This window comes from Pseudomonas petrae, assembly GCF_021728295.1.
In the GTDB taxonomy this organism is placed as follows: Bacteria; Pseudomonadota; Gammaproteobacteria; order Pseudomonadales; family Pseudomonadaceae; genus Aquipseudomonas; species Aquipseudomonas petrae.
In genome coordinates this window covers 402,701-417,589 of record NZ_JAKJXE010000003.1, presented here as the reverse complement: position 1 = coordinate 417,589, position 14,889 = coordinate 402,701, and the positions used below count along the sequence as shown (strand labels likewise).

At 59.4% G+C, this 14,889-nt stretch carries 11 protein-coding genes; all 11 read right to left on the bottom strand.

Annotation, left to right across the window (positions count from 1 at the left end):
• Window positions 1-21 precede the first annotated feature (21 nt).
• The 11 genes from L4G42_RS07590 to L4G42_RS07540 all read right to left on the bottom strand — a co-directional run bounded on the left by L4G42_RS07590 (window position 22) and on the right by L4G42_RS07540 (window position 14,804).
• Entirely contained in the window at window positions 22-282 is a 261-nt protein-coding gene (locus L4G42_RS07590) for a hypothetical protein (protein WP_237252787.1), read from the bottom strand.
• Window positions 279-4,739 (bottom strand): RHS repeat-associated core domain-containing protein, encoded by a 4,461-nt coding sequence (locus tag L4G42_RS07585; RefSeq protein ID WP_237260720.1) that lies wholly within the window; start codon window positions 4,737-4,739, stop codon window positions 279-281. Before L4G42_RS07585 ends, L4G42_RS07590 begins: the two co-directional genes overlap by 4 nt.
• Before the next feature lie 12 nt (window positions 4,740-4,751).
• Window positions 4,752-5,183 carry a DcrB-related protein gene (locus tag L4G42_RS07580; protein WP_237252791.1) on the bottom strand — a complete coding sequence of 144 codons (432 nt, stop codon included), beginning with the start codon at window positions 5,181-5,183 and terminating at the stop codon, window positions 4,752-4,754.
• Window positions 5,184-5,210: 27 nt separating this feature from the next.
• Entirely contained in the window at window positions 5,211-7,154 is a 1,944-nt protein-coding gene (locus tag L4G42_RS07575; protein ID WP_237260718.1) for a type VI secretion system Vgr family protein, read from the bottom strand.
• 130 nt (window positions 7,155-7,284) lie between these two features.
• Entirely contained in the window at window positions 7,285-9,963 is a 2,679-nt protein-coding gene (gene tssH, locus L4G42_RS07570; protein WP_237259754.1) for a type VI secretion system ATPase TssH, read from the bottom strand.
• Window positions 9,956-11,035 (bottom strand): type VI secretion system baseplate subunit TssG, encoded by a 1,080-nt coding sequence (gene tssG, locus L4G42_RS07565; RefSeq protein WP_237252797.1) that lies wholly within the window; start codon window positions 11,033-11,035, stop codon window positions 9,956-9,958. Before tssG ends, tssH begins: the two co-directional genes overlap by 8 nt.
• A complete protein-coding gene (gene tssF, locus L4G42_RS07560; RefSeq protein WP_237252799.1) occupies window positions 10,999-12,858 on the bottom strand; it encodes a type VI secretion system baseplate subunit TssF in 1,860 nt (619 codons plus the stop codon). Before tssF ends, tssG begins: the two co-directional genes overlap by 37 nt.
• Window positions 12,855-13,367, bottom strand: a complete 513-nt coding sequence (tssE, locus tag L4G42_RS07555) for a type VI secretion system baseplate subunit TssE (protein WP_419789349.1) — start codon at window positions 13,365-13,367, stop codon at window positions 12,855-12,857. The genes tssF and tssE overlap by 4 nt, the downstream gene beginning before the upstream one ends.
• Window positions 13,364-13,795 carry a hypothetical protein gene (locus L4G42_RS07550; protein ID WP_237252801.1) on the bottom strand — a complete coding sequence of 144 codons (432 nt, stop codon included), beginning with the start codon at window positions 13,793-13,795 and terminating at the stop codon, window positions 13,364-13,366. The genes tssE and L4G42_RS07550 overlap by 4 nt, the downstream gene beginning before the upstream one ends.
• A complete protein-coding gene (locus L4G42_RS07545; protein ID WP_237252803.1) occupies window positions 13,792-14,244 on the bottom strand; it encodes a type VI secretion system amidase effector protein Tae4 in 453 nt (150 codons plus the stop codon). The genes L4G42_RS07550 and L4G42_RS07545 overlap by 4 nt, the downstream gene beginning before the upstream one ends.
• 71 nt (window positions 14,245-14,315) lie before the next feature.
• Window positions 14,316-14,804: an Hcp family type VI secretion system effector gene (locus tag L4G42_RS07540; RefSeq protein ID WP_205485900.1), complete on the bottom strand. Its 489-nt coding sequence runs from the start codon at window positions 14,802-14,804 to the stop codon at window positions 14,316-14,318.
• Window positions 14,805-14,889: the final 85 nt, after the last annotated feature.

The following is a 14,889-nucleotide window of genomic DNA, read 5'->3' as shown; positions in this document are numbered from 1 at the left end:
ATAAGGTAACGCCAGCACGCGTTACACCTTACTCAACAGCTTGCTGAACTGAGTCAGCAGTTTCAGCCACTGATCGTACGAGACGCCCACAATGAAGTAATCGCCCAGCCATTTCACATGGCATCGGCTGATCAACTGCTTGGCAGCGTCCTGTCGCTCGCCCAATGATCCGGTCTCGTTGAGCACGGCATCGGTCAGTTGGCGGACTTCATCGGCTTCTTTCTGAAAAGACGATTGCGTCAGATGATCGCAAATCAAATCGCTGCATGCCCGTATGTTCATAGTCGCGTCGTTGCTCCTGTGTATCTGCCACCGGAGGTGACGACCTGCCACCCCCCGCCAGTTTTGTCTGCCCCCCACTGAGGTTGCGGGGCCACTTTTCCTTCGAGCAACACCTGATTTTTGGTCAGCGCAATATTACCTTCATACGTTGCGGAGTTGTTCGGCGGGAGCGCCAGATTGGCACGCCTGTCAGCGGCCGTTGCGCCTGCTGAGCCGCGTGTCACAAATACCTGAGAAGCTGCCCCTGGCGTGTCTTCCGTGATCGTAAAGACATCACCTTTTTTTCCGCGTGTCGCGTAAATCTGGCCCTCGAAACTGTCGACCGTTTCTTGCTGACTTTTTTTGTCGCGACCGCGACTTTTTAAAAGCTTGCGTGCGGAGTTGCGTGAAATTGCAGTTTTCCCGCCCGAGGAGCATGACCAGCCAAGCGGGTCGACCCACGCCAAAGGATTGGGTGCGTACGCGTAAAGATTTAGACCACCCGCCAGGCCGATAGGGTCGGGCGTGGTGAAGCGTCCGATGTCCGGATCGTAGAAGCGGAAGGTGTTGTAGTGCAGACCGGTCTCACGATCCAGGTATTGGCCCTGAAAGCGCAGGTTCTGCTCTTCGATGAAGTAAGGCTCACGGACCTCCTCAAGCGTGTTACCCCATACCTGATAACGCGCCTGCCATACCGAGTGTCCATCAGCTTCGCTGAGTTGTTCGGGAAGACCGTTCACGTTGTTGTGGTAGTACCGTACTTTCTGCAGTGTGCCGCTGCCATCAATGCGCGCCAGGGGTTCATGACTGTCGTCGGCATACAGGTAAAGGCTGGTCTGACTGTGTCGATGTTCTTGCAGCAAGCGCAGGCGGTCCCAGACGAAAAGGGTCTCGCTTAAAACGTATCCTCGAGGGTCGCGTTCGATCTTGGCCTTGCGTCGACCTAACGGGTCGTAGGCCATCTGTACGATTGTTTCCTGGTTCCCTCGCTGCGTGCACACCGTGATTAATCGATGTTCGGCGTCGTAGCCGAAACGCTGAACCTGAAATTTTCCGACGCGTTTCTCGATCAGGCGCCCCCAGGCGTCATATCGGTAGCGCTTGTCCTGATAGGTCAACAGTCGGTTGTGAACGATCAAGCCCGTTACGCGTGGGCCGTCTAGCAGGTTGGCTGCGGCGTCGTAGGCGAATGTCTCATGCTGGCCGTGCACACTCTCCTGGCTGGCAACGATACGACCGGTTGCGTCGTAATGCACACGCTGGTTCTGCGTCACATTGGTTTGGCGATCCAGGCGGCCAACGAGGTTATTGCTCGGATCGTAATCAAAATGCTGCTGGGCCGGAGCCGGCAGTTGTGAGGGCTGGTTGGCTCTGCGGGTAAGGCGTGAGCGCAGGCGGGCACCACGGTCATAATCGCTAACGGTCAGCATCTGCCCTTGGGTGCGGGAGACTTCCCGGTGCAGGCGGTCACGTTCGAAGTCACTGATGACCAGCCCGTCCAGATTAATCTGGTGCAAATGCCCGCTGCCGTAATACAGGTTGTTCAACCAACGACCGTCGGGCAGCTCCGTCTGAGCCAGGTTGCCGAGCTCGTCGTAATGATGCCGCAGGTTCCCTGCCGCACTGCTCTGCTCCAGCAGTTGACCGAGCGGATCGTAGGCAAACTTCAGTGCCTGAGTCTGGCCTTTGCGGTCGGTAAAACTTACACCGAGCAGTTGATCCAACGGATCGTATTGGTATTCATGACGCCCGTCATCGGTGGTTTTGGCGAGCATGCGGCCGACCGCGTCGCGCTCGAAACGATGGACGATCGGTGAGAGCGCCGCAGTCGGCACCACGGCCATGCCGTTACCTTGAGGGGCGGGTATATCTTCGGTCTGCACAACATTGTTCAGCGCATCGTAAGCATAGTGCCGAGCACTGCCGTCAAGGTTTTGCTGCACGGTCAGGCGGTCGCCCGAGTCCCATGCAAAACGGTAGTGTTCACCGTTCTCATTGGTCAGCTGCAGAAGGCGGCCGAAGCTGTCATAACGGAAGTGCACCGTACGGCCATGGGCGTCGATGCGTCGACTCACCTGGCCACGCCGATCGTAGTGATAAACGGTCGAGTGCTCAGCCGGGTCGATAACGGCGGTCAATTGACCGCCAGGGTTTCGCTGGTAGTGCTGAGTCCGACCATCAGGGGTGCGTGTCAGCGACATCCTACCGAGTTCATCGTACTCATATTCGATGCGCTCGCCCGTCGCATCGATTTTCGCGCAGAGCATGCCGCGTACGTTGTACTCAAGGCGTGTCGGATAACCCGAACAGTCAACATGCTCGATCAGTTGACCCAGTGTGTTCCATCTCAAATAGTTGTGTTTGCCGCTGGCATCGATGATCTCTACAGGTTTCCCACGTGCGTCATATCGATAACGTGTGGTGTGCCCCAACGGATCAGTTTCGTGAGTACGGTTGCCGCGTGTGTCGTATCGGTAGCGCCAGCTGTGCCCTGCGCTATTGGTTTCTGTCAGTGGAAGTGCCCAGTGTGAAAGCCAGACGATCGATTCGCTTCTGCCCATAGGGTCAGTGGACTGGCAGAGGTTTCCGAAGTCATCGTAACTGTATTGCCATTGCCCTCCTGCAGGGTCCACAGCCCTCGTAAGATGGCGTTCATCGTCCCAGTCGAAGCGCCAGATCTGCCCAAGGTTATCGGTATGCTCTGTGATCTGAAGGTCGATATTCCAACGTCGCATGCTGGTGCGATTCAGGCTGTCGTGGATACGCAAGCTGGCGTTATCCAGATCGTAGTCGAAGGTGTACGCGTCTCCGTCATCGGTCCAATGTCGGATGACGCGCGAATGCCCGTCCTCGAACACTTTCCAGTCATAGAAGCAGCGCAGCCCTATCGGCAACTGGTGTTCGATCATCCTGCGCGCGTTGTCGTAGACGAAGCGCCGTTGCTGATGCCCTTTCACGTCACGTACAACGGCCAGGTCACCCTGAATGTCTTGCTCGTAGCTGGTCAGTAGCTCGCGGGTTTGGTCGGGGTATATCCGCTCGATGCAGTGCAGTCGTCCGGGCCACTGGGTTGCGTAAGTCAGCTCGGCCGTGCACTGCCCGAAGCCGTCGCGAAGGCGGGCTATTCTCCCTTGGTCGTCATAGTCGATGTGAATCCGATTGTCATTACGATCACCCAGCGTGCTTAGGCGCAGCAAAGACCCATCGCCAGGCTCGAACAGGCGGTACAGTCCGTCGTCGCTTTCGATGAGCAACTGTCCATTGCCATGGCGTCGGACATTAAGCCCCTCGCCGCTGCTATAGACCGCGCTGCCCGGGGCGACCCAGCCGATGTCAATGCGTCGACCTTGCTCGTCGGTGTAGATCAGTGTGTGTCCGCCATCGACATGCAGGACCGTTTCTACACTCGCTTCAAAAGCGACACTCCAGCCCGCACCGAAGATTCCATTGCGGCGCTCGTCGCGGCTGTTGTAAACACGCTGCCACGTGATCGGCAATACACCTGGCAGAATGAAATCCAGGTCGTCGATGTCGCCCAGTACTTTGGCGCCGGTCGCTGCATGTACGGGGTTGGTGGCGGCGACAATTGCATTGCTGGCGGCACTGATTGCCGCGCTGGTCACGAACGAATTTGCGCCCGCCATGAGCATGCAAGGCAGGTTGCTGATGAATTTCCCCTTGCTGCCTTTAAGCATCATCAGCGCGGTAATCGCCAAGCCTATGCCCGGTGTCTTGCCGCTGCGGATTTCGCGCACCACCACTTTGCCGCCGCCAATGCGCACGTTCGGTGAGATCAGGCCGGATGAAACGACGGTGGCTTCGCATGTACTGCGGTCGCCGCTGCGCACCGCAGGTTGTCCGTTGATGGTGACTTTTTCTGAGCCTTCGGCAAGGAACTGAGGGGGCATGGGTGGATGGCGCGTACAGACCACCAGATCCAGTGGCTTGGGCACAACGCCAGGGCCCGGTGTCGCCACGGTAGGGCGCCATAGCTGAGAGAAGAAGCCCTGAGCCATGTCTAGAAAGGTCGGCTCTTCTTGTGCCTGCTCCTCCGGGGCGTTAACGTCTTCACTGGGTACGGACCCACTTGGCACAAGCGTTGAAGGCACGCTCCCTGCCGCCCGCGCGGCGGGAATGCCGTTGATGAAAGTGTCGGTGGAGCCCGTCGAAATAAGCGCCTGAGGCGTGGGCGGGAAGAGGCCGTTGCCGATGTCCTCGCACAACGAACTGAGGCCCTTGTCGGCGCCGGTTTTGCTCATCACCACGCCGACAACCAGTCCGACCACCGCGCCCAGCACGCAGGCGCCGATGCCGCCAGTGGCCACCGTAATCCCCGTCGCCGCGACCACCGCAGCGGTCGCCAGTACGCCGATGGCAATGTTGGCGGCCACTTCCAGCACGCCGCCGAGAATGTCGGCCATCATTGAGGTGTGCGACAGCGCATCGCCCACCCGAGCGGCCCAGCGTGCGTCAGACATTCACGGCGCTCATTAAATACCGTCGAACTGCAATGACTGTTTGATCGTCGACCAATGCCTTGCTTCGGGCTCGCCCAGCGGCTGCGCCTTAACGTAGCTGAGGGCGAGCATCTTGCGCGTGCCGGGCAGCATCAACGCCAGCTGATACTGGAAAACCTTCTCGTCGCCTTTGCTGAACTGGCTGCGCAGCTCAAGGGCCTCTATGTCCTGTGCGGCGCCGACTCGAATGGCTAGCGCCGGCTGATAACGCAGCTCTTTGACCTGCTGTTCAAGGCGCTTGAGCTGGGCGTCGAAGTTGCTGTGCAGGGTTTCGTCTTCCGCCAGAAAACTGCGGCTGACGATCAGCGAAGTGCCCAGCTCGGGAAACTTGAGGATGTTGATCGAGGCGTCCTGCAACGCGCTTTCCGGCAGGGCGAACTGGAATTCGTTGATGCGGTACATCATGGCGGCGGTTTCTCTCGAATAAGATTTTTACTGGCCGGATTTCGGCTCGGGGAACATGGCTTTGACGGCGGCGTCGATACTGCCTTTTTCGCCTTGGCCGTCAGGCGTGGCACCTGGTCCGCCGCCGATGTTCAGGTGCAGATGGCCGCCCGTGTTGATCTCGGCGCTGCCCTCGGTGTTGAAGTTGAACTGCACGCCAGTGAGGTTGATCTGCCCGCTGGCATTGAGCTCAAGCACGCTCTTGCCGCAGACCAGACGCAGGTTTTCGCCGACCTCGATCAGGTAGCTGCGGCTGATGCTGTCGGTCTTGCTCGAACCCACCAGCAAAACGTCGTCGTGCTGCACCGCACGCAGTCGGTCGAGCCCAATCGTCACCGTCTCGGTGTTCCCGATGCTCTTGTTCCGGTCATGCCCCACCGAGTGGCTTTCGTTCACTTCGACGACGATGTCCTGATTACGCTCGGCGTGGATGTACAGCTGCTCGACGCCCTTCTTGTCTTCCATGCGGATTTCGTTGAAGTTCGCGGGTGTGCCGCCTTTGCTCGAACGGCTTTTCATCCCGCTCTGGGTCGCGTTGGCGGGCAGGTCGTAGGGCACGGTTTGCTCGGCGTTGTAGACCCGGCCTGTGATGATCGGTCGATCAGGGTCGCCTTCCAGAAAACTGACGATGACTTCCTGACCGATGCGTGGAATCTGCATCGAGCCCCAGTTTTTGCCTGCCCAGGCTTGCGATACACGAATCCAGCACGAGCTGTTTTCGTTGGATTGGTCGTGGCGGTCCCAATAGAAATGCACCTTCACCCGGCCGAATTGGTCGGTCCAGATTTCTTCGCCGCTGGGGCCAACCACGCGTGCGGTCTGTGGGCCTTTGACGATGGGGCGTACGGTCTGCGGCATCGGGCGGAAGCTCTGTTGCGCGCTGATGCACGACATCGCGCTTTCGTACTGCAGGCCTGCGCCGCTAGTGCCGGTTTCCAGACTTTCCTGGCTGATCATGTAGCTGGCGGCAACGATCAGGTATTCGCGGTTTTGGTCCGGGCGGCTGAAGCCGGTCATGCTGAACAGATGCCCCGAACCCAGCCCGCGTGTATTGCCGCTGAACTCGACGCGTTCGTGCAGGCTTTGAATCGCCTCGATGCGCGTGCGGGCGTAGTGCTCGCCGTCCTCGCTTTGCACGTACGTGCCGGGGTAGTCATACAGCGGATAATCACCTGCCGCATGAGGCCGTGGCATGGCTGAGCGCACATCGATGCGGGCGCCTGGGCGCTGGAAGTCATAGTCATTGAGTTCGAGAGAGCCCGGCTGGACTTCCTGCGCCAACCGCCAGTTGTTGAGGTGATCGCGCTCGCGATGCTGGCCGTCTGGTGGGTAATACGGAACAGACTCATAGCCAGGTGCCGGTTGATGCGCGCCATAAGCGTCAGCCAGGACCAGGACGTGACGGTCTTTTTCATGACGGAAGAAATAGTAAATCCCTTCCTGTTCCATCAAACGGCTGACAAAGTCGAAGCTGGTTTCCCGATACTGAACGCAGTATCCCCACTCGCGATAGGGGCGGCTGAGGGCGTCTTCAAAGTCAGAAAAGCCCAGGTCGCGGAACACCTGTTTGATGATCTGCGGAATGCTCTGGTGCTGGAAAATCTTGCAGTCAGAAGTGCGCGTCAGCAACCACAGCCAAGGCCGCAGCGTGACCTGATAACTGGCGAACTGACCGGCATCGACGTTCTGGCTGCACCGCGCAACCAGCCCGTGGAAGTAGCGCTCGCTGCCGTCAATCAGCTGCAGCGACAGGCTCATCGGCTTGCCCAGCAACTGGTTCAGGTCAATGGCCGCGTCAGTCGATGTCAGCTGCAATTCGTAATCGAACATACGCCCCAGCTCATCGCCGCCGCTCATGTGTTTGAGCAGCAAAACATCGGGCCCCAGCGGGCTGCTGACTTGGGCGAGGCGGGTGAGTTGCTTGAACTGCATGGGTTATCTCAATGACTTGATGGCCCTTGTAGGAGCGCGCTTGCCCGCGAATGGGCTGGGTCAGCTGATGCAGTCATCTCAGACCGATCGCATTCGCGGGCAAGCGCGCTCCTACACGGATTAATAACGCTCAACCGACATCGCTGAAGTGGTAATCCAGTTGCTGATCGCTGACACCGATTCGTACCGCCGCCATTGGCTTGCCGTCGAGCATGCGCGTAAGAAACTCACGGCTCATGTCCGGCAGCAGTGTGTTCGTCACAATGGTGTCGATCATCCGCCCGCCGCTTTCGGTTTCGGTGCAGCGAGAAACAATCAAATCGACCACCGCGTCGTCGTATTCAAAGGCCACGTTGTGCGTGCTTTCTACGCGCTTCTTGATGCGCTCCAGTTGCAGGCGGGTGATGGCCTTGAGCATGGTGTCGCTAAGCGGGTAATACGGGATGGTCACCAAGCGTCCGAGCAGCGCCGGCGGGAAAATCTCCAGCAAAGGCTTGCGCAGTGCAGTGGCAATGTCGTCCGGGTTCGGCACGTTGAGCGGATCTTTGCACAGGTGTGAAATCAGCTCGGTGCCCGCGTTGGTGGTGAGCAGAATCAAGGTGTTCTTGAAGTCGATCACGCGGCCTTCGCCGTCTTCCATCACGCCTTTATCGAAGACCTGGAAGAACATCTCGTGCACGTCCGGGTGCGCTTTTTCCACCTCGTCCAGCAGTACCACGCTGTAGGGCTTGCGCCGTACTGCTTCGGTCAGCACGCCACCTTCGCCATAACCCACGTAACCTGGCGGCGCGCCCTTGAGGGTGGAAACGGTGTGCGCTTCCTGGAACTCGCTCATGTTGATGGTGATGACGTTCTGCTCACCGCCGTACATGGCTTCGGCGAGCGCCAGCGCGGTTTCGGTCTTGCCAACACCCGAGGTACCGGCCAGCATGAACACGCCAATCGGTTTGCTTGGGTTGTCCAGGCCTGCGCGCGAGGTCTGGATGCGCTTGGCGATCATTTGCAGCGCGTGGTCCTGACCGATGATGCGTTTGCTCAGGTGCTGGTCGAGCTTGAGCACGGTTTCCAGCTCATTGCGCGCCATGCGCCCAACGGGAATCCCGGTCCAGTCGGCAACCACCGAGGCGACGGCCTGATAGTCCACGGTCGGCAAAATGAGTGGGCTTTCGCCTTGCAGGGCACTGAGGCGGGTTTGCAGGTCAACCAGCTTTTCACGCAAGGCATCGCCCTGTTCAGAACCGGTATCACTGTCCACCACACCGGCGCCTTCTCGCAGTTCGGCGCGGGTGGCGAGGAGTTCGTCCACCAGCGTTTTCTCTTCGCTCCAGCGGCTTTCGAGTTCGGCAAGGCGTTCGCGCTCAGTGCCCAGCAACGTTTCGCTGTGGATGCGTCGTGTGCCGGTGGCGATGCCAATGGCGTGTTCACGCGCGATGATTTGCAACTCGGTTTCCAGCGCCTCGATGCGCCGACGGCTGTCATCGACCTGCGCAGGCACGGCATGCAAGCTCACGGCAACCCGTGCGCAGGCGGTATCGAGCAGGCTGACGGATTTATCCGGCAACTGCCGCGCAGGGATGTAGCGATGGGACAGCTTGACTGACGCCTGCAGCGCTTCATCCAGGATCTGCACCTTGTGATGCTGCTCCATGGTCGAGGCCACGCCGCGCATCATCAGCAACGCTTTGTCTTCTGAAGGTTCTGCGACTTGCACCACCTGAAAGCGGCGGGTCAGGGCCGGGTCCTTCTCGATGTGCTTCTTGTACTCAGCCCAGGTGGTGGCGGCCACGGTGCGCAGGGTGCCGCGAGCCAGCGCAGGCTTGAGCAGGTTGGCGGCGTCGCCGGTGCCTGCCGCGCCGCCAGCACCCACTAGGGTGTGGGCTTCGTCGATGAACAGGATGATCGGCTTGGGCGAGGCCTGAACGTCTTCAATGACCTGACGCAGGCGCTGTTCGAACTCACCTTTCATGCTCGCACCGGCTTGCAGCAGGCCGACATCCAGGCTGCGCAGTTCAACGTCCTTGAGGGCGGGCGGCACGTCACCGGCCACGATGCGCAGCGCGAACCCTTCGACCACCGCTGTTTTGCCTACGCCCGCTTCACCGGTGAGAATCGGGTTGTTCTGCCGACGGCGCATGAGGATGTCGACCATCTGCCGAATCTCATCGTCGCGGCCAACGATTGGGTCAAGCTTGCCGCTGCGGGCCTGCTCGGTCATGTCGACGGTGAACCGTTTGAGCGCTTCCTGCTTGCCCATGGCGCTAGGGGCGATGGCACCACTGGCTTCGCCCGGTGTTGCACCTGCCATAAAGCCGTCGTTTGCACTCAGGGCGTTTTCCGGGGAGTCACCGACGTACTCGTCAAAGCGCTCGCTCAAGGTCTCGGCCTTGAGCTTGCTGAACTCGGCCGACAAAGCCAACAGTGCGTTGCGCAGGCTCGGCGTTTTGAGAATGCCCAGCAGCAGGTAGCCCGTGCGCACCTGGCTTTCGCCGAACATCAGGCTGCCATACACCCAGCCGCGTTCAACGGCCTCTTCGACATGCGAAGACAAGTCGGTGATCGACGTCGAACCACGCGGCAGGCGGTCCAGTGCTTCGGTCAGGTCGCGGGCCAGGCGCGCGGGCTCAACGTTGAACTGACGGATGATCCGGTGCAGGTCCGAGTCCTGCAATTGCAGCAGCTGATGAAACCAGTGCGCCAGCTCTACATAAGGGTTGCCCCGCAGCTTGCAGAACACGGTTGCGGCTTCGATGGCCTTGTAGCCGACGCTGTTCAGTTTGCCAAACAGTGCTGCCCGACTGATTTCACCCATGTGCTGTGCTTCCTGCGTAAGAGTCTGAAGAGTGGGCCGACAGCGGCTGCGCGCAGCGCGTCAGGTCGGCGTAATGGCGGGCCAGAATCAGGTCCCGAGGGTCTCGTGCTGGCTGGCCCAGCCAAGTGTTGAAACCCAGGCGAAACTGGCCGTTGAGTTGCAGTTTGGGCACCTGGGGTTGTTCAAGAATGAGGTTCAGGTCCCAGTCCAGTTCATGCCCCAGGTATTCCGCAACCCAGGCGACCAAGTGTTTAAACGGTTCGCCATCGGGCAGCATGCCCATGTATTGATCGAGCTTTAGCGGGCCGATGCGGATACGGAATTTGTGTTGACGGTCCCACACGTGGCTGCCCAGACAAAAATCGACACCCAACTGATTGGCGCTGACCGAGAGGCGGCTGCGTTCGGGCAGCTCTAGCCATTGGCCCACATACTCCTCGATCTCCACCGGCAGACCAAAGTAGTGCTCAAGAATGGCTTTCAAACCGTCGGGGTAGCGGGTTTGTGCTGCCAGATGCCCGCTGAAGTGCAGCTTGGCCGTGTCAGGGATCAGCCCTTGGCGCAGCAGGCTCGGCATGCCGCGACCACTGAGCGCCGCGAGTCGCGCCGACCAGTAATCGTCGTCTGGCCGGTCGTGGCTGACGGTTGGCCTGGCTTCGGCCCACGCTCGGTAAAACAGGCTCAGCAAGCGATGATGGAACACGTCCAGAAAACGTTTGCTGGTGCTGTCGGCATTATTGCGCTGACGATCGCGCACATACTCGGTCAGGTGCAGCGGCAGCGGACCATTTGGCCCACCAAGGCCAAAGAAAAACTGCTCCAGCCGCGCAGCCTTGCCGTCCTCGGCAGGTGTCAGCGCCGCCAGTGTTGAGGGTGCAAACGCACACTCGGGCTGCTGTCCCAGCCGCAAAGGGTCATCGGCCAGTCGCACAGAATGGCCAAAGCGTGGCAAGTGCGGTGACTCACACTCGATCCGCCGCATTGCCTGGAAGAAGTCGTACTTCCACGGCGTGTCGTGCATGTCGGTGAGCGTACTCACAGGGTCGGACGACGGCCGGGATTGGCTTTCCATCGCATGATCTCGCCGCGTTCGCTCGTACGAATCACGGTCTCGGTAAAACTGTTGATGGACACATAGCGCGCCAGAAAGCGCTCAAACACCGCGCCCAGCACAAACACGCCGGTGCCGCGAAAGGCGTTCTCGTCAAACTCCAGCGTGATCTCAAGACCACGCCCGAACACAATCGGCCCAGGCATCGGCAGGCGGCGTGTGCAGGCTTTACTGCGTACCTCGCGCAGGCCTTCTATCTGTAATTGAAGGGCGCTGTCGTTGCTGTCGCCGTACAGGCGCAGCAGTTCGCGCAGGGCTGCAGCGCCTTGGCCTTCTTCGTTGAGCGACAGGTAGTTGAGCGACAACTGGCTGATCAGGCGCCAGGCTTTTTGGTCGTGGGCATGGCTGGCACGCGGACGACTTGGCCCGGCCAGGCAGCGAATCGAGGTTACCGGGGCGCTGTCGGCCAGCGTGAAGTCAGTTTTGCCACCGCCCACGTTCATGAACAGCGGCAGGTCGCGGTTGGTGCACAAGGCTGTCACGCCCAATTGGCGAAGGTCATGGCGGTACGGCGCTTGCTGGGTGTCCACCAGGCTCACGAATGTTTCGCTCCCGACGTAGTTGGAGCGCGTCCCGTTGCGCCGCTGCTCGCTGGACAGCACGCGCGGCTCACGGCGCAGGGTGTAATAGGCTTTGTCGCGGCCATAGCGTGACGGGTCACGCACCGCGTAAAACGGCAGAAACGGTTGCTCGGGTCCCGTGCCGTGGCCGGTCATACTGGTGAGCGAGTGAATCTCGAAATCCATCGGCCGTGTGCGGTCGGCAATCACATGGTGCTCACTGACCCGGTCGGACAAGTGAATCCGGTCGACCCGGCGTGAAAACAGGTTGATAGCGGGGGTGCAGAACGGCACAAATTGCTGCGGGCCAATGCTGCCTTCCAGGGTTTGATCCAGGCGATCAAACAGCACGATCAACTCCAGCTCCTGGCCCGTGCAGCGTTGAACGGCGCGGCCCAGATGCGTGAAGTCAACGAACAGGTAGCGCTGCGGCAGCGCAAAGTATTCCTGCAGCAACCGATAGCCTTGAAACGCCTGCGCCACGACAGGCATGGCCGCTTCACGGTCATCGAAACCGCACGACCTAAGGGCCTCGGCTGGCAGGCGTTCGACCCAGTCGGCACCGGGCTGGCGGGCAAACACGGCGCAGACATTGCCAAGTAACTGCTCGTAGAGGCGAAACGGTTGCTCATCGGCGCCGTTCAAGTACAGCGGCAGGTTTTCCAGGGTCAGGCTGTTGAGCGGCGTTTCGGCCCCGCTGCGCAGAACAATGCGCAACCCGGCCTTGGCCTTGGGTTCGGCCGCCGCCAAGCGGCCCAATACGGTTGCGGGGTTGCCGAAGTATTCAGCCTGGCTAACGTTCAGCGGCCACAGGGTGACGTCGTGGGCACTGCGGTATTCGCACGGCGTCTGCGACTCGCGACCCAGTGTGGCGCGCAGGACACTGTTGCGCGGCAAGCTGAAGCCGCTGGTGAGCGAGCCTTCGTCGGGGTCTATCTGCATCTGCACCACGGTCATCGACGGCGTCGGCGCCAAGTAGTGCGGATAGGCGATTTCCAGCAGGTTGTGCGTGAAGGTCGGGTACTCAGCGTCCAGTTTGAGCTGCACGCGGGCGGTCAGGTACGCAAAGCCTTCCAGGAGGCGCTCGACGTAAGGGTCGGCGCAGTCGATACCTGACAGCGTCAGGCGCCCGGCAATCTTGGGGTATTCCTTGGCAAACTCTGCCGCGCTCTCGCGCACATGTTGCAGTTCCTGGTTGTAGAGTTCCAGCAGGCGAGGGTTCATGTGCGCCTCCGTTGCTGGGCAGGCACGACCTGAACATGCCCGGATTCCAGGTCCAGATCAGTGCGCAGTAACAGGGGCAAGGCCACGGGCTGGGCCCATAGATCGCCTTCAATCTCGAAGCTCAGGGCGTTGTGGTTCATTTGATCCGGCAAGGTCTGTGCTCGGACACGCAAGGTATTGCGCAAAATGCGCGGTTCATAGGTGGCAATGGCGTGATAGATCAGCCCTTCCAGAACGCTCACGTCGATGCTCGACGCGGTGTTACCCGCTAGCGCAGGCAGGCCGTAATTGATCACTGACGTGCCTGCGGGTGTATTCAGTGTGGTGTCAGCGTCCAGCAATGACGTGCTGTTGAGCAGCCAGGTCAGATCACGCATCACCGACGCTTTCAGTTGGCTCAGCGACAAAACGCGCTTGTCGGTGCCTTCCTGAAGGTTGCCGGGCTCATCATCCGTCAGCCGGTCGAGCAGCGACGGTTGCAGGCGTTCGCGCAGGGTCAGGTCGTTCACCAGTCGAAATCCCAGATCAGAGCTTTCTGATCCCAGTAGCCGGGTCCGCACGCAGCGATTTGACTGACGGGCGCAACTTCCAGCCTGCCTTTGAAGTAACGAATGGCTTGCAGATCTGTCGCACAGTCCTTGCTGGGAGCAGGCAGATGCTCACTACGCTCTACCATCAGCACTTGTGCTTGCCGGTAGGATTCCACTCGCACGTTTTTCTGTCGATCTTCGCTGAATCGGCAGGGCCATATCATGTCCAGCGTAATGGATTGCGCGGCGGAAAGGCTCAGTGCGCAACGCCCGTTTTCGTTAATCAAGCTCACGTTTTTTCCAGCGAAACTCGCGTGAACAAGGCCTGGGCTGTCAGAGGGCGCGGGATCGGCGCAGGCTGCAATGCTGAATATGCCCAAGGCAAACAACACATTCTTTTTCATCATGGCAGTTCCCAGAACCAGACTGTCTTGGCCCTGTAGAAGTAATCGCTGTTTTTGCTTGCGGTCATTCCACGGTTCCACAAGTCGATATGATCACCACTCGGGCGGCCTTCGGGGTCGGTAAGCTGATAGTAGAAATCTTTGTAGAAAATAATCCCTGTTTTAGTCAGCAAACTGTTCCGTTCATCAGCACTATTGCCAAGGATTTTCGGGGGGCCTATCTGACTTTTCTTCCAGAGCCAGTTCGCTAACGACTCTGCACCGCGAGCGTGGCCATGAGCGCAACGGGGTTCAGAGTAGGTGGAAGAATTGACGGGTAGCGTTCTCTCTCCGCAAAGCGCGATGCTCATGCGAATAGCACACTGATTTGACCAAGGGCCATCACAAGCAGGTTTAGCTGACGGATAAGGTGGATAGCTGTTCCACAAATTGATAAATGAAGGTTTGGCCATGCTTCAAGCATCCTGCGTCAGAAGTCTAATAGTACGAGCCCCGCCATCCCTGGCAGGGCGCGTGCGTCATATCAGCGTTTGGTGTTCGAACGGATGTTCCAGCCAAACTTGATCGGGCCGCCTTGCTTGGAGCCGTCAGCTTTCTGCTCCTGGTACTCGACCATGACCTGAGCGAAGTTCAGGGTCACGTTCTCGGTCAGACGGTCGTCCGAGCCTGAGCCGCCTGTGTGCAGGGAGGTGATCAGCACTTCTTCCAGGTCGATTTTCATGTACTCGACCTGGCTTTCACCACCGGCCTTGCGCACCACCAAAGTGACCTTGTCGACGTGCTTGCCGCTGGCGCAGTGCATCATCAGGTTTGGCGAGGATTTATCGACATACTTGGTGATCGTCAGGTCTTGAATATTGACCTTGCCAGCACCACCGCCACCGCCGACGTGCATGTTGCCGGACTGGGACATGCCCCAGCTCCAGTTCAACACATCGATTTCTTCCTTGTGGGCTTTGTCCATGGACTCGCCCTTGATGTCGCCGATCTTGATGAAGATATCAACAGCCATGTTTTCTCCTGAAGTGGCGGCTGCCACTGTTTGGGGTGCCGGGCTGCCTCGTCGTCGAGATCAGCCCGTTGAGCAATGTGGATTT